19 protein-coding genes are annotated in these 20,112 nt (G+C 46.1%); 12 read left to right on the top strand and 7 right to left on the bottom strand.

Annotation, left to right across the window (positions count from 1 at the left end; genetic code table 11):
* Nucleotides 1-246: 246 nt before the first annotated feature.
* Nucleotides 247-516 carry a hypothetical protein gene (locus ACHZA1_RS09045; RefSeq protein WP_320051558.1) on the bottom strand — a complete coding sequence of 90 codons (270 nt, stop codon included), beginning with the start codon at nucleotides 514-516 and terminating at the stop codon, nucleotides 247-249.
* A 220-nt stretch (nucleotides 517-736) separates the two neighbouring features.
* Between ACHZA1_RS09045 and ACHZA1_RS09040 the strand changes: the two genes are divergently transcribed.
* The 4 genes from ACHZA1_RS09040 to ACHZA1_RS09025 all read left to right on the top strand — a co-directional run bounded on the left by ACHZA1_RS09040 (nucleotide 737) and on the right by ACHZA1_RS09025 (nucleotide 4,684).
* Nucleotides 737-2,416 (top strand): ABC transporter ATP-binding protein, encoded by a 1,680-nt coding sequence (locus ACHZA1_RS09040; RefSeq protein WP_320051557.1) that lies wholly within the window; start codon nucleotides 737-739, stop codon nucleotides 2,414-2,416.
* A 149-nt stretch (nucleotides 2,417-2,565) separates the two neighbouring features.
* Nucleotides 2,566-2,988 (top strand): pyridoxamine 5'-phosphate oxidase family protein, encoded by a 423-nt coding sequence (locus tag ACHZA1_RS09035; RefSeq protein WP_320051556.1) that lies wholly within the window; start codon nucleotides 2,566-2,568, stop codon nucleotides 2,986-2,988.
* 2 nt (nucleotides 2,989-2,990) lie between these two features.
* Nucleotides 2,991-4,013, top strand: coding sequence for an NAD-dependent epimerase/dehydratase family protein (locus tag ACHZA1_RS09030; protein ID WP_320051555.1), 1,023 nt, complete (start codon nucleotides 2,991-2,993; stop codon nucleotides 4,011-4,013).
* Nucleotides 4,013-4,684, top strand: a complete 672-nt coding sequence (locus ACHZA1_RS09025) for a 2-C-methyl-D-erythritol 4-phosphate cytidylyltransferase (protein ID WP_320051554.1) — start codon at nucleotides 4,013-4,015, stop codon at nucleotides 4,682-4,684. The genes ACHZA1_RS09030 and ACHZA1_RS09025 overlap by 1 nt, the downstream gene beginning before the upstream one ends.
* Here the strand turns inward: ACHZA1_RS09025 and ACHZA1_RS09020 are convergent.
* The 4 genes from ACHZA1_RS09020 to ACHZA1_RS09005 are packed head-to-tail and all read right to left on the bottom strand — an operon-like array spanning nucleotide 4,681 to nucleotide 7,918.
* Nucleotides 4,681-5,463, bottom strand: coding sequence for a hypothetical protein (locus ACHZA1_RS09020; RefSeq protein ID WP_320051553.1), 783 nt, complete (start codon nucleotides 5,461-5,463; stop codon nucleotides 4,681-4,683). The two genes, ACHZA1_RS09025 and ACHZA1_RS09020, sit on opposite strands and share 4 nt — an antisense overlap.
* Nucleotides 5,432-6,256, bottom strand: coding sequence for a prolipoprotein diacylglyceryl transferase (gene lgt / locus ACHZA1_RS09015; RefSeq protein ID WP_320051552.1), 825 nt, complete (start codon nucleotides 6,254-6,256; stop codon nucleotides 5,432-5,434). Before lgt ends, ACHZA1_RS09020 begins: the two co-directional genes overlap by 32 nt.
* 11 nt (nucleotides 6,257-6,267) lie before the next feature.
* Entirely contained in the window at nucleotides 6,268-7,311 is a 1,044-nt protein-coding gene (locus tag ACHZA1_RS09010) for an ATP-binding protein (protein WP_320051551.1), read from the bottom strand.
* 10 nt (nucleotides 7,312-7,321) lie between these two features.
* Nucleotides 7,322-7,918: a riboflavin synthase gene (locus ACHZA1_RS09005; protein ID WP_320051550.1), complete on the bottom strand. Its 597-nt coding sequence runs from the start codon at nucleotides 7,916-7,918 to the stop codon at nucleotides 7,322-7,324.
* A 158-nt stretch (nucleotides 7,919-8,076) separates the two neighbouring features.
* Here ACHZA1_RS09005 and ACHZA1_RS09000 point away from each other — a divergent pair, with 158 nt between their 5' ends.
* From ACHZA1_RS09000 to ACHZA1_RS08975, 6 genes are all read left to right on the top strand, one after another.
* Nucleotides 8,077-9,849 carry an Ig-like domain-containing protein gene (locus tag ACHZA1_RS09000; RefSeq protein ID WP_320051549.1) on the top strand — a complete coding sequence of 591 codons (1,773 nt, stop codon included), beginning with the start codon at nucleotides 8,077-8,079 and terminating at the stop codon, nucleotides 9,847-9,849.
* A 4-nt stretch (nucleotides 9,850-9,853) separates the two neighbouring features.
* A complete protein-coding gene (locus ACHZA1_RS08995; RefSeq protein WP_320051547.1) occupies nucleotides 9,854-10,165 on the top strand; it encodes a thiamine-binding protein in 312 nt (103 codons plus the stop codon).
* Between the two features lie 9 nt (nucleotides 10,166-10,174).
* Nucleotides 10,175-10,864 carry an outer membrane beta-barrel protein gene (locus tag ACHZA1_RS08990; protein ID WP_320051546.1) on the top strand — a complete coding sequence of 230 codons (690 nt, stop codon included), beginning with the start codon at nucleotides 10,175-10,177 and terminating at the stop codon, nucleotides 10,862-10,864.
* Between the two features lie 4 nt (nucleotides 10,865-10,868).
* Nucleotides 10,869-11,546 (top strand): septal ring lytic transglycosylase RlpA family protein, encoded by a 678-nt coding sequence (locus tag ACHZA1_RS08985; RefSeq protein ID WP_320051545.1) that lies wholly within the window; start codon nucleotides 10,869-10,871, stop codon nucleotides 11,544-11,546.
* 5 nt (nucleotides 11,547-11,551) lie between these two features.
* The gene (ispG, locus tag ACHZA1_RS08980) at nucleotides 11,552-13,387 is read left to right on the top strand and encodes a (E)-4-hydroxy-3-methylbut-2-enyl-diphosphate synthase (protein ID WP_320051544.1); all 1,836 of its coding nucleotides are present in this window, start codon (nucleotides 11,552-11,554) and stop codon (nucleotides 13,385-13,387) included.
* 381 nt (nucleotides 13,388-13,768) lie between these two features.
* On the top strand, nucleotides 13,769-16,339 hold the full coding sequence (locus ACHZA1_RS08975) for an adenosylcobalamin-dependent ribonucleoside-diphosphate reductase (RefSeq protein WP_320051543.1): 2,571 nt from the start codon (nucleotides 13,769-13,771) through the stop codon (nucleotides 16,337-16,339).
* Between the two features lie 140 nt (nucleotides 16,340-16,479).
* Here the strand turns inward: ACHZA1_RS08975 and ACHZA1_RS08970 are convergent, their stop codons facing one another.
* A complete protein-coding gene (locus ACHZA1_RS08970; RefSeq protein ID WP_320051542.1) occupies nucleotides 16,480-16,881 on the bottom strand; it encodes a VanZ family protein in 402 nt (133 codons plus the stop codon).
* A gap of 53 nt (nucleotides 16,882-16,934) precedes the next feature.
* On the opposite strand from ACHZA1_RS08970, the gene hemW reads away from it, so the two are divergent.
* Both hemW and ACHZA1_RS08960 read left to right on the top strand, forming a co-directional pair.
* Nucleotides 16,935-18,065, top strand: coding sequence for a radical SAM family heme chaperone HemW (gene hemW, locus ACHZA1_RS08965; protein WP_320051541.1), 1,131 nt, complete (start codon nucleotides 16,935-16,937; stop codon nucleotides 18,063-18,065).
* Between the two features lie 13 nt (nucleotides 18,066-18,078).
* A complete protein-coding gene (locus ACHZA1_RS08960) occupies nucleotides 18,079-18,735 on the top strand; it encodes a DUF2461 domain-containing protein (RefSeq protein ID WP_320051540.1) in 657 nt (218 codons plus the stop codon).
* A 771-nt stretch (nucleotides 18,736-19,506) separates the two neighbouring features.
* Here the strand turns inward: ACHZA1_RS08960 and ACHZA1_RS08955 are convergent.
* On the bottom strand, nucleotides 19,507-20,109 hold the full coding sequence (locus ACHZA1_RS08955) for a hypothetical protein (RefSeq protein ID WP_320051539.1): 603 nt from the start codon (nucleotides 20,107-20,109) through the stop codon (nucleotides 19,507-19,509).
* Between the last annotated feature and the right edge of the window lie 3 nt (nucleotides 20,110-20,112).

Genomic DNA, 20,112 nt, shown 5'->3' with positions numbered 1-20,112 from the left:
AATTCGGTCCACAACCAGGCTAACACTCATTTCGTTAAATAGCGCTGAAATATATTTCAGAAGATAGCATTACTGTTAATCGCCCACGCAGTTTTCTCCTTCCTGCCATCTCCATACGGCTACCATTTACAGCAGGCATCCCCGCAAACCCCAACCTGCACCCTGATTTACCCACAAAAAAAGTTGCCCACACGCTCTGGCGAGGCAACTTCTATAAATGATGTTGGCAACCGATAAAACCGGCCGCTACTTCACGTCCTTTTTCATCTCCTTTTTCATATCCTTCTTCATCTCTTTCTTTTCGCACTGCTTAGCGCACTCCTTGGAACACTTATGGCCCTTTTCGCCATGGGCGTACACGTGCTTGCCATTCTTGCAGGCCTCGGTGCACTTGTGCTCCTTCAGCGCCTTCTGCTCCATCTTAGGCATATCCTTCTTCTGCTCCTTCTTTGTGGTCTGAGCATTTGCCGCATAAAACATCAGGGCAATTGCCAAAAGCCATAGTAGCTTCTTCATAATCGTACCATTTTAGTTTGACAACAGTTTTCTAGTATATTCGGTGATGCATCTCCATGAGCCACCAATATCAAGGAACAAGCAGAGTTGGGCAAGGGTTGATTCCTCCCTGCTTTTTTATGCTAACCCACGTTAAAGGCCCCGATCAACTTAAGTAGCAGCATTTGCTTTGCCCCTCCGCCATTTTTCGCGATATTGCGGCGAGTTTAAGAAAACGGTCATGCTTACAATCAGCAATCTTACGGTAGAGTTTCAGGGCGTAGGCCCGGTGGTAAAAGGAGTAAACATCAGCGTGGGCAAGGGCGAGACGGTTGGCCTCGTGGGCGAATCGGGCTCGGGCAAGTCCATCAGCTCGCTTTCGGTGATGGGGCTGCTGCCCTCCACCGCCAGGATGAGCGGCAACATATCGTTTACCAAGGCCGATGGCACCACCGTAGAGCTGGCCGTAAGCGGCAACGCCTACCCGCAGGGCGTTCGAGGCCGCGAGATTGCCATGATCTTTCAGGAGCCGATGACGGCGCTCAACCCCACCATCCGCTGCGGCGAGCAGGTGGACGAGATGATGCGCGAGAACCTCAGCTACAGCCGAGCACAGGCCAAGGAGCGCACGCTGCAGCTCTTTGCCGAGGTGCTTCTCCCCGATCCCGAAAAGGCTTACCGGTCGTACCCCCACGAGCTCAGCGGTGGTCAGCGCCAACGGGTGATGATTGCCATGGCCATATCGTGCCACCCGCAGCTGCTCATCGCCGACGAGCCCACCACCGCCCTCGACGTTACAGTGCAGAAGGAGATCCTCGAGCTGCTCAAGCAGCTGCGCAACCGCTACGGCATGGGGCTCATCTTCATCAGCCACGACCTGCGCATCGTTGCCGAGGTATGCGAGCGCATTGTGGTGATGCGCCACGGCGACTTGGTGGAGCAGGGTCAGTCCGACGACATCTTCCACCGCCCGCAGCACCCCTACACCAAGGCGCTCATCAGCTGCCTACCTCCAATAAATGCACGTCCCGAGCGGCTGCTTACCGTAAAGGAGTTTACCGAGCAAAGTAACCCCACCCTAACCTACCAAAGCGATAGCGACAGAAGCGATAAGCATAAGAAGATATACGCCCAAGCACCGCTGCTAAAGGTCACCAGCCTCGATGCCGGCTACTCGTTCGGCGGATCGATATTCAGCAAGACCCGCAACCTATTTAAAGCGGTAAAGCAGGTTGGCTTCGAAGTTTACCCCGGCGAAACGTTTGGCCTGGTAGGCGAATCGGGCTGCGGCAAGACCTCATTGGGCCGTACCCTCGTTGGACTAGTAAAGAGCCTAAGCGGCAGCATCGAGTTCGAGGGTAAGCGCATCGACAAGCTCAAAGGCGATGAACTACGCCGCATGCGCCGCGATATCCAGATGATCTTTCAGGACCCCTTCTCGTCGCTCAATCCTAAGATAACCGTGGGCGAAGCCATCATGGAGCCCATGCGCGTGCATGGCGTTGGCCGTAACGAAAAGGAGCGCTTGGAACGAATGAACTATCTGCTAAATAAAGTGGAGCTACCGCTCGAAGTAGCCTCGCGCTATCCGCACGAGTTCTCGGGAGGGCAGCGCCAGCGTATCGTCATAGCCCGTACGCTTGCCCTACAGCCCAAGCTGGTCATCTGCGACGAGTCAGTATCTGCTCTCGACGTATCGGTACAGGCGCAGGTGCTCAACCTGCTCAACGACCTGAAGAAGGAGCTGGGGCTCACCTACATCTTCATATCGCACGATCTCAGCGTGGTTCGCTACATCAGCGATCGAGTAATGGTGATGCAGCAAGGCAAGATGGTGGAGCTTAACGATGCCGACGAGCTCTACAACCATCCGCAGCAGGAGTATACCAAGAAGCTGATTGGGGCTATACCAAAAATATAGTTCCTATTCGAAACGCGTATTTTCCCGTGGGGTGATGCGCAATTTATGGCCCAATTTCAAACAGCAAAAAAATAAATCCCCCTTTACAACCCTAATTTTTTGGCATATTGACTGGAAACTGATAAGTTTGCTACTCGTACGAAGAAACAATGAGCGCACTAGACCAACGGATATCAAGTTTTATAAAAACCCACTCGGTTTTAACCATGGCCACCAGCTTCGGTGATGAGCCCTACTGCGCTAACCTGTTTTATGCCTTTCTTCCTGAGGATAACTGCCTAGTGGTTACTTCGGATATGAATACGAAGCATATAAGAAACATCTCCCACAACATATTTGTAGCCGGAAGCATTATAGATGCCTGCAACTTGCCAATGGCAAAGGGCGTACAGTTTCAGGGTGTGATTTCGGAGCCATTGCAGGAGCTGGCCGAAAAGGCAAGAAAAGTATACTCCAACCTATTCCCATTTTCGCGAGGAATGAACACTACACTCTGGGTTATCGACCTTACCTACGTAAAGTATACCGATAGTTCGCTTGGGTTTGGAAAGAAGCTAACCTGGAAAAAGTAACCATGCAACCAACCATACTAATCACTGGAGCTACAGGATTCTTAGGCGCTCATGTTGCTCTAGAGCTTCTGCAATCAGGCTACCATGTAAAGGGAACCTTCCGCAACCAAGCATCACAAGCAAAAGCCAAGCAGATTTTTGGCTACTACGAAAACGGCTTCAGCCTCTTCGATAAGGTTGAATGGGTAAGCGTAGACATGCTCGACTATAGCGAAGTTCTGATGGCAATGCAAGGCGTTCAGTACGTGGTGCACACAGCCGCAGAAGTATCGTTCAACCCCCAGTTCAAGAACCGCATCATCGAGAACAACACGCTAATGGCCTCCTACGTTGTTGATGCAGCCATCGAGGCTGGTGTCAAGAAGTTGTGCCACATAAGTTCTATAGCTGCGCTTGGCAGCACCATCAACGGCGAACCCATTACAGAGGAAACCAAGCTGGCATCGGTTAAGGATCAAAGCGCCTACTCTACCAGCAAGTTCTACGCCGAGATGGAGGTTTGGCGTGCCATAAATTCGGGGCTCAATGCGGTAATCCTCAACCCCTCAGTAATTCTTGGCGCTGGTGATTGGAAAACCAGCAGCTCTACCTTTATATCTTCCATCGCAAAAGGTTTGTCCTTCTATAGTAAAGGAGTAACGGGTTTTGTTGATGTCCGCGATGTTGCCCGTGCAAGCCGACTGGCCTTGGAGAGCGATATCTCTGCCGAAAGGTTTATTCTCTCTTCCGAAAACATTAACTACTACGACCTATTCTGCAGCATTGCCAAAGGGCTTAGCAAGCCAGTTCCTAGATACAAAGCATATCCATTTTTGATTAAAGCAATTGCCGCCTTTAGCGGTTTCTACTCCTACATAACTGGTAAAGAGCCGCTGGTAACGCCACAAAGCGCTCGTTCTGCCTGGCGAAAGAGCTACTACAGCGGCAAGAAATTTGAAACCCAGTTCAACTTCAAGTACACGCCAATCAGCGAAACCGTTGATTTTGCCTGCACCGGCTACCTAAATAGTAATCGTAAGAAGTAATGAAGAAGGCTGTCGTAATTGTTGCAGGAGGCAGCGGAACACGCATGCGCAGCGATATCCCCAAGCAGTTTCTGCTGCTTCGCGGAAAGCCCATCCTCATGCACACCATCGAGCGGTTCTACTACTTTTGTAATGATATAAAGATTGTTGTTGTACTGCCAAATGATGAGATCGAGCGATGGAAGCATCTTTGCAGCGAATACCACTTTACCATACAGCACGATGTGACCCAAGGTGGTGAAACCCGCTACCACTCGGTAAAGAACGGATTGTTGCTTGTCGATAACAACTGCATAGTTGGCATCCACGATGGCGTTCGACCATTGGTTTCAACTTCTGTTATTGAACGATGCTACAATGAGGCGGCTACCGGCAGGGCCGTCATTCCCGTTATACCTGCTGTTGACTCTCTTCGAATGGTTACGGCTACGGGCAATGCAGCAATAGACAGAAGCGCCATTCGTCTAGTTCAAACCCCACAGGTGTTTCCTTCAAATATGCTAATGAATGCCTACAAGCAGGAGTACACCCCTACCTTTACAGATGATGCTTCGGTTGTAGAATCTTACGGGTTAGCGATTACGCTTGTAGATGGTAATATCGAGAATATTAAAATAACAAACCCCATCGACTTAACCATTGCCGACAGGGTTTATGATAATGTTATTTAGCGCTTCGTTCTTAGCTTCAGCAATTTCCAGTAAAGTTTAAAGTGATTTGCAGTATCGGAACGCGCAATAGAGTACACGTTCAGTGTGTCGGCTACCAGATCGAAAGCAAATTGAACAGTATTCTTAGCACCGCTCATAAAGATTGCATCCTTAGGTAAAGTTGGCCTTAAGCAATCCATCCCATAGCAGAGCTTATACTCTTTAAAGCCCTTTATCCCATTAACTGATCCCGAATCCGAGAACTCAACTTCTTTTAGCAGCGACTTACCCTGCAAAGGCGTATACTTTCCTGCTATAAGAATTCTATTTAGCAGCCTATGGAAGATCTTTCCCCTATCCATACCCTTAAAGGCAGTATCTACCTTTGTATAAATCCAAGAACTTCCGCTCCACTTTTCTTCAAAGGAAAATTTCTTCTTAAGGTTTACAGTTCCAATGGTATCTGTAAACCGAGTTAGTAGGTACTTCCCCTTCTTTTGCTTAATCAGCATCATCTTATAGGTGGATGCTAAGCCGGTTCCCATCACCGAATCAATCCATCCCTTTTTAAAGGATATCTGCACAAACATAGGAGCAGCCTTTATTGCAGCAACCGAACGTTTTGCTGCAATACTATCCAGATACTGCTTACAAACCCACGTGCCCTCTAATGTTGGGGTAATGTGCGTTTTTTTAAAGCTCAAAAAGTAGTAAAGACCTGCTACAGCAACTATAAACAGACCTAAGGAGAAAAGTGCAATCTTTAGCCTATTTCCCCTTACCGTTTTGTGGACGTGCATTGGGCTTTGCATATTTATTTGCGTAAATGATAAAACCAATACCCGCTAAAATAAATGGTATGCTAAGAATTTGCCCCATGTTTAAGGCCATCCCCTGCTCAAATCCTACCTGATCATTCTTAATAAACTCAATTAAAAAACGGGACAAGAAAAGCAACGATAAAAATACACCGAATTGCATTCCAGGCTTCTTGAAGGCACACTCCTTCTTGAAGTGCATCCAATATAGCACAAAAAAGATTGTCAGATACGCTAATGCCTCATAAATTTGTGTCGGATGCTTAGGCAGCGTTTCGCCTTCACGTAAAAAGATAATCCCCCAAGGCAAGTTAGTTACATGTCCGTAGATTTCGGAATTCATTAGGTTACCTAAGCGCACAAACATTCCAGCAATAGGAACAGCAAGCGATATCCTATCTAAAAGCCAGATAAATGGTCGCTTATACTTTCGCGAATAGAGAGCCAAGGCAATTAAGATACCTATTGCGGCACCATGACTGGCTAGTCCACCCTCGCGAATGTTAAGAATATGCCAAGGATGTGAGAAGTAATATTCGGGCTGATAAAAAAGTACATGACCTAAACGAGCTCCAACAACAACGCCGATGCCCACATAAAATGCAAGATTATCTATTTCCGAAATCTTTATCCCCTCAAACTTATACATTCGAGTAAAGACCCAGTAGCTGGCCACAAAGGCTATGGCAAATAGTATTCCGTAATAACGAACCTGAAATCCAAAAATGGTAAAGAATACAGGATCAACATTCCAATTGATAAACAGAAGATTCATGCTTTTATATATTATGCTTTATTAAGGGTAAAGGCAAATGAGCTGCCTTCCCCTAATTTGCTTCTCACGTTAATGGTTTGACGGTGGGCCTCAATTATATGCTTAACAATGGCAAGGCCTAATCCCGTTCCTCCTGATTCTCTCGATCGACTTTTATCGGCCCTGAAGAATCGCTCAAAAATACGGTTTAAATCCTTTTGATCAATGCCTACACCATCATCCGAGACCTCAATGAGAATACTATCGAACATATCTGAAAAAGATACGATAGTTGTTCCTCCTTCCTTTCCATAATTTATGGAGTTAACCAGTAGGTTTACAATTACCTGCGATATGCTCATCCTATCAGCATTTACATAGATAGGGGTAGTCTTGCTCCGGGCAATCACAATTTTAATTTCGCGCTGTAACGCCTTCATCTCAAGGCTATCGACAATTTCCTGCACCATCGCTACGATGTCAAACTTTTCAGGCTTTAACTTCAACTCGCCAGACTCCAACTTCGATATTTCCTCCAAATCTTCAACAATCGAGATCATTCGGTTGATGCTTTTCTCAGCACGCTCGAGGTAACGTCGGTTTATTGATTCATCCTCAAGTCCACCATCCAGCAAGGTTAGGATGTAACCTTGCATGTTGAAAATTGGAGTTTTAAGCTCGTGCGATACGTTGCCTAAAAATTCTTTACGGTAACGTTCCATTTCGCGTAGTCGAGTTAACTCGTTACCCCGCTTCGCAGCCCACTTTGTAAGTTCCTCTTCGAGCTCCTTCCCGATATCCTTCCCCTCCAAAAATTCTTTCAATTCAGAATCAGAAAGATTAAGCTGCTGGATGGTTTTATATATTGGAGTTATCTTCCCGAAGATTAGTTCATTGAGAAGATAGTAGATTACAACAAAAACCACAATAAATACAACCAGTGCAATTGCTACGCCTAACAGCAACTCATTAATAAAGTTCTTCGACGTATGCGACAACCAAAATACAACCACCACTAATACCGAGGTAATCCCCGATATCAGCACAGACATTTGCTTAGGCGACGAGATTTGCATGAGATGCCTACTACTTTCCTGAGTACTGCTTCATGAGCTTTGTAACGTACTTACCAAGAATATCAAACTCAAGGTTAACTACCGTTCCAACCTTAAACTGGTGGAAATTAGTATGCTCGTAGGTATAAGGAATGATAGCTACCGAAAACTCATCATCTTTTGAATTAACAACGGTCAGACTTACACCATTAACTGCTACAGATCCTTTCTCTACAGTTATATTCCCTAAAGATGGATCATACTTAAATGTAAAGTACCAACTTCCATTTACCTCTTCGATGGAGGTGCAGACGGCAGTTTGATCAACATGTCCCTGTACAATGTGGCCATCGAGAAGTGCCTCCATGCGCATGCTACGTTCCAAGTTTATCTTTTCGCCAACCTCAAGTAATCCTAAGTTGGTTTTTTGTAGCGTCTCCTTAATAGCAGTAACGGTATACTCACCCTCCTTTAGGTTTACAACCGTAAGGCACACCCCATTATGGGCAATACTTTGATCTATCTTCAACTTATCGGCAAACGAGCAGTTGACGGTAATATTGAGGTTATCCTTTTCCTTCTCAAGCATAACCACCTTGCCGGCTTCCTCTACAATTCCTGAAAACATATATCAACTTTATTATTAAGTCCTAAATTAGTGCAATATATAACCACGAATTCAGATTCCAATCCTTAAAAGAGTTAATAAACACCTAACAAATCAACCAATCTTTCTTACTTTTGCCAGTTGTGGGATAATAACATCTTCAAACAAAGACTTTAGCTTTGAGAAATACACCTTTTATACTCCTTATAGGTGGCTTACTAGCACTATCATTTAGCCAATGCGCCCGTATGGTTAGCCCTACTGGCGGTCCAAAAGATACCCTTGCCCCTGTTGTTCTAAAAAGTTCGCCAGTCCAATTCAGCCGTAACGTATCTGAAAAGGAATTCGAAATCTCATTTGACGAGTATGTTACCCTAAAAGATCTACAAAAATCCTTCTTTGTTTCTCCCCCGATGGAGGAACTACCTGAAGTTCGAGAAAAGGGTAAAAAAATAGAAGTTGTTGTTGAAAAGGCGCTAATGCCCAATACTACTTACTCGTTCAACTTCGGTAACTCTATTGTTGACAATAATGAAGGCAATCCACTAGTTAACTACTCCCTCACTTTCTCTACAGGCAGCAACTTGGATACCCTTAAGTTGAATGGCACCGTTTATGATGCCAGCACAATGCTCCCTGTTGCCGGAGCTTACGTATTTTTCTACGATAACGATAGCGTCCAAGTGCCTCTAAAGTACAAGCCCAGCATTATCGCAAAAACAGATAAGGAGGGAATCTTTATTGCAAACACGCTTAAAAATAAGCAGTATAAAATTATCGCAATAGATGATGCCAACCGCAACTATCTTTTCGATCCCGGAATCGACAAAGTAGCTTTCGAAAAAGGACTCTTTAGCCCTGTTAACATCTCTGCTCGTCGAGACACAGTTTCCGACTCGCTATGGCGTTCACAGCTACCTCCTCAGGTTAAGTTTAAGATGTTTTCTGAAATGAAAACCCTCCAGTACATAACAGGGAAAACTCGTCCCGAGAAGTATAAGTTCCAACTGTTCTTCAACAGCCCCAACCCTGATATAAAAAAGATCGAATTCGATGGTTTAACTATCAATGATTTCTTTGTAGAAAAAGATACCGAAGGTGACACCATTACCTATTGGCTAAAAGATGCCACACGCAAGATAGTCGATACGTTGCTCGCTAACTATACCTACATGAAGAGCGATAGTACTGGCAAACTTATTGAAACTCTTGAAAAAGTTTCATGGGAACTTCCTCTTTCTAAAATGGATAGGGCTACAAAAAAAAATAAGAAGAAAGAAGAGGAAAAGGCTGCTCCAAAGATCCAATCCATTACACCTCAGTTTAACACGCCCGATGGCACAGCAAACGAGGATGGCGGCTTCTTTATGCAAGTAAACCTTCCGCTTACCCGCATTGATACCTCTAAACTTACCCTATATCGCATTGACGATAACGACAAAAGAGTAAAGGTTCCTTTTAACATTAAAACTGATCCTAAGAGTCTGCTAAACTACTCCATCACTTCAAAATGGGTGGAGGATAGTCGTTACCAAATGCTTCTAGACTCCAATGCAATAGAGAATATCCAAAAGCAGGTAAACGACTCAACCTCGTTTGCCTTCAACACCTCTAGCCCTTCCAAATTTGGAACATTTATCTTTAATGTCAAGAACGTTAAAGATAATTTGATTATGCAGGTTCTCGATAAGAAATACAAGTTGATCCGCCAAAAGACGATAACCCAAAGCGGCGTTATCCGCTTTCCTTTCATTAAGGCAGATACCTACATTATTCGAGTTATCGAAGATCTAAACAAAAATGGGGCCTGGGATACCGGAAACTACCTCAAGCAGTTGTCGCCCGAACGCGTATGCTACCTCCACAAAGAAAAGGAAAAGCAATTCGTGCTTCGCTCGGGTTGGGAGAATGAAGTGAATGTAGATGTAAACGAGATCTTCTCAAACTACTAAAACTATGTCAACCATACTACAATTTGCCATATTCCCTACCGATAAGGGGTCAAGCGTAAACAGCTACGTAAGTAAAGCCATTGATGCTATAAAGAGTTCAGGCGTTCCCTACCAGCTTACCTCCATGAGCACCATTATAGAAACGGAAACCCTTGAGGAGGCTTTAGCTATTGTCGCCAGAGCAAAAAAGGCAATCGAACCATTTGCCGACCGCGTTTACCTGAGTATTAATGCTGATATCCGCCAAGGAGAGTGCGGAAGAATGGAGCATAAAGTGCAAGCAATCCAGCAAAAAATTGTCGATGTAAACCTTTGATTTTAACGAATGAAAAAACTACTATATACACTCCTTCTTGCTGGAATAGCAGGTGCTGTTGTTGCCCAAAAACCAAACATTCCCGCTAAGAGATATCTTGGCATAAATTTTGGCTACGGAATGTCGGGTGTGATGTTTCAACCCGATTTAAAGCAAACATCCTACGCAGGTAGCTACAGCGGAGGATTATCGTTTAGGTATGTGGGAGAAAAATACATGTCATTTCAGGCGGAGTTGAACTATACGCATAGAGGCTACAAAAAGCCAGAGATTGGCGACTCAATTTACACCCGCACCTACAACTCCATCATGCTGCCAATAATGGCTCAAGGAAATGTAACCTACAAGAGAGTTTCGGTATTACTGAATCTGGGTTGCTACGTCAACTACATGCTCGACTCTAAGGATCAGATAAAAACTAAGGGTATTACCTATAAAAACGACTACGAATTTTTCCTTAAGCGCGATCGTCGTTACGAGTTTGGCGTATTAGGAGGTGTAGGATTAGGCTTAAAACTTAATCCATTCATGCTACAGGTAGAATCACGCTACTACTATGGGCTTACAAACCTCTACAACCCAGACTATACTAACAACCGTCCATATGGCTCGCGCCAATTTCAGCTGCAGTTTTCAGCAGCTCTATTTTACGACTTAGGATCACTGTTTGAAAGTGAGCCTAAGCTAACTAAAAACTAGATTTATGCGGAATGTTGTCCTGATTATTCTTTTTTCGGTATTTTCATTTTTAGGCTATGCACAAATGCCTGCCGAAGAGGGTCTGGCTAGCTTCTACAACAAAAGATTCAACGGACATAGAACTTCTAGCGGAGAGGTCTATCGCCACACCAAGCTTACAGCTGCACACCCATCATTTCCTTATGGAACAGACGTACTTGTTACCAACTTAAGCAACAACAAATCGGTTGTTGTCAAAATTAATGACCGCTGCTCCCCTCGTCGCATAAAAATTGATATTTCTCGTGCTGCTGCTGCAAAAATTGATATGATTGCAGCAGGGGTACAAAAGGTTAGAATAGAAGTGGCCAGCGATAGTATCAAAGCCCGACACTTAGCTGATGAGATTGCTGATTTAGAAGCTGCAGCAGATTCTCTACCATCAAAAAGCATCTCAACGAATACTGCAGAAGATAGCTGTACCATCCAAGTAGCCAGTGTAGCCTCGCTGAAGAATGCTAAGAGACTTGCTGAAAAGTTGAATGAGACCTACAAAATGCCTTCTAACTACCGAAAAGTAAGACACAGAAGAAAAACGCTTTACAAGGTTTTTGTTGGTTCATTTACCAATCATGACGAAGCAAAAGAACCTTTAGCGGATATAAAGAAAACCTATCGCACGGCCTTTATTATTGCCAACTAACTGCCATGGAATTTTTTGAAAGCCTAAACCAATACAAACGTCGTGAAACCAATAGCGTATGTATTGGAAACCTTATGTTGGGTAGTGAGTTCCCTATCAGAGTTCAATCGATGACTACGACGGATACGCTTGACACTGAGGCCTCCGTGGCTCAATGTAAGCGCATCTTTGAGGCTGGTTCAGATCTGGTTAGGCTAACCGCACAAGGTGTTCGTGAAGCAGAGAATCTTGCCAATATCCGTCAGTCGCTACTGCAGCAAGGCTACGATAAACCTCTTGTTGCCGATATTCACTTTAACCCAAACGCAGCCGATGTGGCAGCGCTTCATGTTGAAAAAGTTCGGATTAATCCTGGTAACTTTATCGATAAACGGGCTAGCTTTATTGACGTTAACCTAAGCGATGAAGAGTACGCAGAGGAACTGGGGAGACTACGCGAGAAGTTTGTCAACCTGCTCAACATCTGCAAAAAAAATAGTACCGCAATTCGTATTGGCGTGAACCACGGTTCGCTTTCCGACAGAATAATGAGCCGATATGGCGATACACCAGAGGGAATGGTAGAATCGGCAATCGAGTTTCTGCGAATATGCGTCGAGGAGAACTTTTCGAATGTAGTGCTCTCGATGAAATCAAGCAACGTTAGGGTAATGGTTCATGCCTACCGCCAATTGGTTAGGAGAATGAAGCTGGAAGGAATGCAGTTTCCTCTGCACCTTGGCGTCACCGAAGCTGGCGAAGGCGAAGATGGCCGTATCAAGTCGGCAGTTGGTATTGGAGCCCTTCTTGCTGATGGCATTGGCGACACCATTCGCGTATCGCTTACTGAAGAGCCAGAAGCCGAAATTCCGGTTGCCAAAGCTCTTGTAAGCTACTTCGACAATCGCCAAAACCATGGAAGAATTGCAGAAGTCAACACATCGTTATACAGCCCTTACACCTATGTAAAGGTTGAAAGTAGCGCTGTTGCAAACATCGGAGGTGATAACCTTCCTGTGGTAATCTGCGATCTTTCAAAGCAAGCGGCTATCACCAACGAGATCATCAGTAAGCTTGGATACCAACTTGCTGATAGTGATTGGAAGAAAGCGATTGATACCGCCCCAGATTACCTTTTTGCTGGTAAAGCACCTATCAGCTTAGGGACTGAAGAAGGTCTCAATATCATTGGTGATACCCCAAATACCCCTTCGTTTATTTGGGTAGATGCGGCTGATGATATGGAAGCTGCGGCTAGCAGCCTAAACCAGAATTCGCAGGCAGTAGCAATTATAAGCACATCCAACATCAATGGACTGGCGGAACAAAGAGCCGCAATACTCAACTTAAGGAGTAAAAAGGTGCTTAACCCAATTATAATTCATCGCCAATACTTCGAAAACGATGTAAACCTTCTACAACTTAAGTCTGCTGCCGACTACGGTCCTCTCTTCATAGATGGTCTGCCCGATGGTATCATGATATCGAATACTGGCAGCATTGACAACGAACAGGTTGTATCCACATCCTTTTCCATTCTGCAGGCTGCGAGGGTTCGTATCTCCAAAACAGAGTTTATTTCTTGTCCTGGCTGTGGACGTACGCTCTTCAACCTTCAGCAAACAGCTGCGCTTATCCGCGAGCGTACCAAACACCTTACCGGATTAAAGATCGGCATCATGGGCTGCATCGTAAACGGTCCTGGCGAGATGGCCGATGCCGATTACGGCTACGTTGGAGCAGGACCTCGAAGAGTTACTCTTTATAAAGGTAAGGTTGCTGTTAAGAAAAATATCCCACAAGAAGAAGCCCTAGAAGAGCTTATCAACCTTATCAAAGAAAACGGAGACTGGAAAGAGTAATCCTAGATTATTTTACATAACGTTTTACTAAAAGGCAGAAGTATACTAATACTTCTGCCTTTTTAATTTGTTAATGTACGTCACAATGAATATCTGTTTGTTTAATCGTGTTAATTCAAATGTTTGCTATTGCAAGGGTTTAGCAAACCATTATTTAATCAAGATCTCGAATAATCCAAAGGGTAAATTTTATTTAATAAATGGTTATAATGTTGTTTTTCAGGGCTGTTAATAACTTTCCTCGATTGTTGATATCTATAGTAAAAAGCGTTTGGCTTGCTCCAAATAACGTTGCTATCTTGCAAGGGCGTTCGTAATACGAGCAGAAATAGACAACTCATTTTTCCTAAAGCAATTAAAGGATACTATAAATACAGAATAATGGAAGCAGCCAAAACAGCCAAAACAAAACTAGAAACAACACCTGACGAGCTGAAGGTTTACTCGTATCAGGACGCCGTTGCTTCTGCCAAAGAGTACTTCCGGGGAGACGATCTTGCCGCTACCGTTTGGGTAAGCAAATATGCTCTCAAGGATTCGTTCGGTAAGATTTACGAGCAGAATCCCGACCAAATGCACTGGCGCATTGCCAACGAGATTGAGCGTATTGAGAAGAACTATCCAAATCCGCTTACAGCCGCCAAGGTTTACGAGCTACTAAAGGATTTCAAGTACGTTATTCCGCAGGGAGGACCAATGACAGGCATTGGCAACAACATGCAGGTTGCTTCTCTTTCTAACTGTTTTGTTATTGGGCAGGACAATCCGGCTGACTCATACGGAGGTATCATCCGTATTGACGAAGAGCAGGTGCAACTGATGAAACGCCGTGGAGGTGTCGGTCACGACCTATCGCACATTCGTCCAACAGGTAGCCCTGTATTAAATAGCGCGCTTACCTCAACAGGCGTTGTTCCTTTCATGGAGCGCTACTCCAACTCGACCCGCGAAGTAGCCCAAGATGGTCGTCGCGGTGCGCTTATGCTCAGCATCTCGATAAAGCACCCAGATGCAGAGCGCTTTATTGATGCTAAGATGGAAACTGGAAAGGTTACAGGTGCCAACGTATCGGTAAAGATTGACGATGAGTTCATGAAGTGCGTACAGACTGGACGTAAGTACGTTCAGCAGTACCCTATTGATTCTACATCACCCAAATACAGGGTAGAGATTGATGCCCAGAAGCTATGGAAGAAGATTGTTCACAACGCATGGAAATCGGCAGAGCCTGGCATCCTTTTCTGGGATACCATCCTTCGCGAATCGGTTGCCGACAGCTACGCCGACTTGGGATACCGTACCGTTTCAACCAATCCTTGCGGTGAAATTCCACTTTGCCCCTACGACAGCTGCCGTCTGCTAGCCCTTAACCTATATAGCTACGTAGAGAATCCGTTTACACCAAAGGCAAAGTTCGACTACGAACTCTTCAAGCGCCACGTCATCATTGCCATGCGCATGATGGACGATATCATCGACCTTGAACTGGAGAAGGTTGAAGCCATTATTGAAAAGGTAAACAAGGATCCTGAAGACGAGGAGATCAAGTTCGTTGAGCGCCATCTTTGGGAGAAGATTCGCGAGAAGGCAATCAACGGTCGCCGTACTGGCTTAGGGATTACCGCCGAGGGAGATATGCTTGCCGCCCTTGGTATTCGTTACGGTAGCGACGAAGCCATCGACTTCGCCGAAAACATCCAACGTATGCTTGCCACGGAAGCTTATCGCTCGTCGGTAATGATGGCTCGCGAACGAGGTGCATTCCCAATTTACGATACCAAGCGCGAATCAAAGAACCCCTTCATCAACCGTATTAAGGAAGCTGATCCATCACTTTATAAGGAGATGAGCGAAGTTGGTAGACGCAACATCGCCATGCTTACCATTGCTCCAACAGGTACTACCAGCTTGATGACGCAGACAACCTCGGGTATTGAGCCTGTATTCCTGCCTGTATACAAGCGACGCCGTAAGGTGAACCCCAGCGATCAAGATGTTGTGGTGACCTTTGTGGATGAGGTAGGCGACTCGTGGGAAGAGTACTATGTATTCCACCATAAGTTTATAGCATGGCTCGATATCAACGGCTACGATGTAGATGCTGTAAAGCAGTACGACAGCGAGCAAATGGATGAAATCATTGCAAAATCGCCATACCACAAAGCAACGTCGAACGACGTTGACTGGGTAAGCAAGGTTAAGATGCAGGGACGCATGCAAAAGTGGGTAGACCACTCCATCAGCGTTACCGTAAATCTTCCTTCGGACGTTACAGAGGATATGGTATCAAAGGTATACAAAACAGCATGGGAAAGTGGCTGTAAAGGAGTTACCGTTTACCGTGATGGTTCGAGAGCAGGCGTGCTTGTTTCTAGCAAAAAGGAGAAGAAGGAGAACAGCGCCGAGTTCCCCAGCAAGCGCCCAACATCGGTTGACTGTGAGGTTATCCGCTTCAGGAATAACGAGGAGCAATGGATTGCCTTTGTGGGTATCATCAACAACCGTCCTTACGAGATCTTTACCGGTATTGTTGACGAGGAAGTTCGTCCGATACCCAAGATCATCACCAAGGGTAAGATTATCAAGGTTAAAGATGACAAGGGGAGCCGCTACGACTTCCAGTACGTTGACAAGTACGGCTACACCAACACGCTAGGTGGTATCTCGCACATGTTTAATAAGGAGTACTGGAACTATGCTAAGCTGATCTCCGGCATCCTTCGCAACGGAATGCCTATTAACGACATCGTGAATCTTGTATCATCTCTTCGCTTGGATAGCGATACCATTAACTCGTGGAGGAATGGTGTTGAGCGTGCCCTTAAGCGCTTTATTCCAAATGGAACCAAGGCGAAACAGGGCATCAAATGCCCTGAGTGCGGTGCCGACACGCTAATCTACCAGGAGGGTTGCCTAATATGTACCTCGTGCGGAACATCTAAGTGCGGATAGCACTTCTTATATTTACAACTTGAGGAAAAGGCTCGGATTGTTCCGAGCCTTTTTTATGCAATAGGGATGCACTAGACGATGGTGAAGATTCCGAGCCGGTAATGGCTGGCACCACCTCTGTAGGTGGTACTACCTCAGCTTTAGCGCTTTACACTTTTCCCGCCAATCAGCCGGCTGAATGGCCCGTAAAGGAGAACGCCGAGTACCGCACCTGCCGTATCGGAGGCTACATCCATGAGCTCATAGCTACGACCGGGGAAAAAGTTCTGCTGCAATATTTCTATCAGCCAACCATACAGGAGGCAGATTAAAATGGTGATGGCATACGATGCCATTTTCGATTCCTTCAGCCGTGTATTCAGGGTTAGAACTGCCATAATTAGCACTCCAAGTACGAAGTAGAGCCCAAAGTGCACAATCTTATCCTGAAAAGGAAAGTCGAACAGCTTCATTTTATCAACATCCTTGGGCGGCATTCCGCAGAGTACTAGTATAATTGCTGCCCATGCCAGAGCCAAAAACCAATATTTCTTTTTTACCATGATAATCGCCTTTAACTTCGTAACTTTACGAGACAAAATTAATAATTTATTTGGTGGCAGGTCTTTACATTCATATCCCGTTTTGTAAAAAGCTTTGCAGCTACTGTGATTTCTACTTTTCGGTGTCGCTAGCCAATAAGGACGAGATGCTTACTGCTCTGGCTAAGGAGATTGCCGACCGAAAGGATTACCTTGGGGGCGAAACCATCAGCACGCTATACTTTGGTGGAGGAACGCCTACCATCTACTCGTCTGCCGAGCTTAAGCGGCTTGCGGATAAGGTTATGGAGTGCTACCCCTGGCAGATTGAGGAGCTTACCGTAGAGGCCAACCCCGACGACCTTACGCCGAAGTACCTTAGGGAGCTACGGGCGATGGGAGCAAATAGGCTGAGCATCGGCATCCAATCGTTTATTGAGCGCGACCTGGCGCTGATGAACCGCCGGCACGACGCGCAGATGGCCCTCGACGTTGTTCCGATGGCCCAGGCGGCCGGATTCGACAACATCAGCATCGACCTGATCTACGGTATCCCTGGTCAAACGGAACAGGAGTGGATGGACAACCTCGATACGGCGCTGTCGCTTAACGTACAGCACATATCATCGTACCACCTGAGCATCGAGCCTAAGACGGTGTTCGGCAACCAAATGAGGCGAGGCCTGTTCCATCCTATTGATGACGAGGCCAGCGAACGCCTCTACCGCCACCTCGAGGATAAGCTAACCCGTGGGGGCTTTGAGCACTACGAGGTTTCGAACTTTGCCAAGCCCGGATTCTACTCGAAGCACAACACCTCGTACTGGACCTACGCCAAGTACATCGGCATTGGCCCATCGGCGCACTCGTTTGATGGCGCATCGCGCCAGTGGAATGTTGCCAATAACAAGAAGTACCTTAATGCATTAGCGAAGAACCTTCCCTACTGGGAGAGGGAGCAGATGACCACCGCCGAGCAGTACAACGAGCTTATCCTGACCTCCCTCCGCACCGCGTGGGGGATCAGCAAAAAAAAGCTTGAGAGGCGCTTTGGGGAGAGGCTTACCGGCTACTTCTATAAGGCCATCGAGCCATACACGAAATGCGGAAAGCTGATCGACGATGGCGATGTTGTACGCATCCCAACCGAGCACTTCCTGCTCTCGGACGGCATCATGGCCGACCTATTCTTTGTTGAACCATAATATACCAAACCCTATGAGCCAGATTTTCGATTTCCTAAGCGAGCTTCGGGAGAACAACAACCGCGAGTGGTTTAACGATAACAAGAACCGCTACAAAGCGGCCCTATCAGAATTCGAAGGAGTAGTTGGGCAGATGATTGCCTCCATCGGCCAGCTGGACGATGCGGTTAGGCTGCTCGAACCCAAGGAGTGCATCTTCAGGATATACAAGGATATCCGCTTTAGCAAGAACAAGGAACCCTACAAGACTAACATGGGCGCCTACCTTGCTAGGGGTGGACGCAAAAGTAAATTCTCGGGCTACTACATGCATATGGAACCTAACGGATCGTTTCTGTCGGGAGGGATTTACCTGCCGGAGCCTGCGGTGCTAAGCCGGGTGCGCGAGGACATCGACCTGTACTACGACGACTTCATTAACATAATCAACAACCCCTCCTTCAAGCAGCACTTCCCCGAGCTGCATGGCGATAAGCTTAAGACAACCCCTAAGGGATACAGCAAGGATAATCCTGCCTCCGAAATCTTGAAGCATAAGAGCTTGTACGTTGCCCGGATGCTCTCCAACAACGAGGTAAATAGCCCGAGCTACATCGCCGAGGCCACCGAAACCTTCAGGGCACTGAAACCCTTCAACGATTTTCTGAATAGGGCCATCGAGGATTTGTAGCAGAAGACCGCTACACGAAGATGCGCTAGCCGGATGGCAGCATACCCTGCTCGTCACCCGGCAAGTAGTAGCTGCCTGCTCGTTCTTTACCTTCTGCTAAGCTGACGTCCAAAAATTCAACCTTGTGGAGTAGGCCTTCCCCATTTTGGCTGCTGGCTGCAGCATGCAGAGGGATTTTGCTTTTAAAATAAAGGCCTAGCATTCAGCAGAGGCTAGGCTTTATAAAGGAAATCTCATCTTCTTATCTGTTCTTTTTGTAGGGCAAAAAGAACCAAAAACCCTTGGCACGAATTAACTCGCTCGGTCGCGGTGAAATGTCGCCTTATCAAATAAATGCTTCGAGTCCTTTCATCGCTGTTGCGCAGATTAGCGTTGTAGTAGCTCCGCTCGCTCAAACAGAATTCCTGCCAGTCTGGTATGTCCCGCTGTCGGAATTTTCGGGATGTCGGCTAACGCCTCCAGCTACGCCATGGTTTTTACGGAAGAAAGCTATCCTAAACTAGTATGCCTGTCCGCCGTTGGTTGGTCATTCTTCCAATAATCGTTATATTCAAATTACAAAAGCGAAATCCCTACCAGCAGATCGAGGGGAGCGTAACGCCTTTCCCCTATGTTAGCCCAAGTGGTAAAGACCACCAACCCTATTTCTTCCACAACAATGCCATCCCTTCGGGATTAGGCCCAAGGGGTATGGGCCAGAACCCAAGGGAGTATAACCTTATAGAAAAATAGGCGCCGCCGTAGCCAATATCCCACATCGGGTACTAAATCCTAGAGCTTTACCATCTTAGCCGCTGATAGCCTAGTTACAAAGTACTGCGTCACAACTAAACACGAGCCACCTACTAGAATTAGGGCCCATATCATGGCTTGCGATGGTTCGGCATCGAGGCCCATCACGCCTTTTACATTCCCCCTGATATACGGATCAGACATGGCAATTATGGCCGACGAGCAGCAGATAAGCAGCATGAAGGAGGTGGTAAGCCACGATAGCTGCCTGATGGACTTCGATCTAATGCTGGTGTATATCTTTTTAAGGGCAATTCGTTTCCCGTAGTAGATGCCTGCCAGCAATCCGCAAAACAGGTTAAATACCGGAAATCCCATAAACAGCCCGAAAACTCCAATATTCAGCAGCAGATAGGCCACAATCAAAATCCATATCGGCATCTCGTAGATACGCTTCGAATACTTTTGCAGCAGTATCCCATCGACGGCAAGGCCTGCCACAATGCCCGCAATCAGGTAAACCAGAATGCTGCTGCCAGTTGGATCGGTGTAGTGCCAAAATCCGACAAACAGCAACCCGAATAGCAGGATGGGGGTAACACCTATTGCTGCCCCAAATAGTACCTTAAGAATTCTATCCATTTT

This window comes from uncultured Acetobacteroides sp. (genome assembly GCF_963667355.2).
Lineage (GTDB): Bacteria > Bacteroidota > Bacteroidia > Bacteroidales > ZOR0009 > Acetobacteroides.
Note: the sequence above shows the minus strand (reverse complement) of the source record. Positions and strands in the feature narration are given on the sequence as shown.

Bases quoted from the DNA above. Each gene is read 5' to 3' on its own strand.
- ACHZA1_RS09020 (WP_320051553.1), bottom strand. From the start codon at position 5,463: ATGCACGTCCACAAAACGGTAAGGGGAAATAGGCTAAAGATTGCACTT.
- ACHZA1_RS08990 (WP_320051546.1), top strand. From the start codon at position 10,175: ATGAAAAAACTACTATATACACTCCTTCTTGCTGGAATAGCAGGTGCT.
- ACHZA1_RS08975 (WP_320051543.1), top strand. From the start codon at position 13,769: ATGGAAGCAGCCAAAACAGCCAAAACAAAACTAGAAACAACACCTGAC.
- ACHZA1_RS08995 (WP_320051547.1), top strand. From the start codon at position 9,854: ATGTCAACCATACTACAATTTGCCATATTCCCTACCGATAAGGGGTCA.
- ACHZA1_RS09035 (WP_320051556.1), top strand. From the start codon at position 2,566: ATGAGCGCACTAGACCAACGGATATCAAGTTTTATAAAAACCCACTCG.
- ACHZA1_RS09005 (WP_320051550.1), bottom strand. From the start codon at position 7,918: ATGTTTTCAGGAATTGTAGAGGAAGCCGGCAAGGTGGTTATGCTTGAG.
- ACHZA1_RS08955 (WP_320051539.1), bottom strand. From the start codon at position 20,109: ATGGATAGAATTCTTAAGGTACTATTTGGGGCAGCAATAGGTGTTACC.
- ACHZA1_RS09045 (WP_320051558.1), bottom strand. From the start codon at position 516: ATGAAGAAGCTACTATGGCTTTTGGCAATTGCCCTGATGTTTTATGCG.
- lgt (WP_320051552.1), bottom strand. From the start codon at position 6,256: ATGAATCTTCTGTTTATCAATTGGAATGTTGATCCTGTATTCTTTACC.
- ACHZA1_RS08985 (WP_320051545.1), top strand. From the start codon at position 10,869: ATGCGGAATGTTGTCCTGATTATTCTTTTTTCGGTATTTTCATTTTTA.
- ACHZA1_RS09040 (WP_320051557.1), top strand. From the start codon at position 737: ATGCTTACAATCAGCAATCTTACGGTAGAGTTTCAGGGCGTAGGCCCG.
- ACHZA1_RS08960 (WP_320051540.1), top strand. From the start codon at position 18,079: ATGAGCCAGATTTTCGATTTCCTAAGCGAGCTTCGGGAGAACAACAAC.
- ACHZA1_RS09030 (WP_320051555.1), top strand. From the start codon at position 2,991: ATGCAACCAACCATACTAATCACTGGAGCTACAGGATTCTTAGGCGCT.
- ispG (WP_320051544.1), top strand. From the start codon at position 11,552: ATGGAATTTTTTGAAAGCCTAAACCAATACAAACGTCGTGAAACCAAT.
- ACHZA1_RS09010 (WP_320051551.1), bottom strand. From the start codon at position 7,311: ATGCAAATCTCGTCGCCTAAGCAAATGTCTGTGCTGATATCGGGGATT.
- ACHZA1_RS08970 (WP_320051542.1), bottom strand. From the start codon at position 16,881: ATGGTAAAAAAGAAATATTGGTTTTTGGCTCTGGCATGGGCAGCAATT.
- ACHZA1_RS09025 (WP_320051554.1), top strand. From the start codon at position 4,013: ATGAAGAAGGCTGTCGTAATTGTTGCAGGAGGCAGCGGAACACGCATG.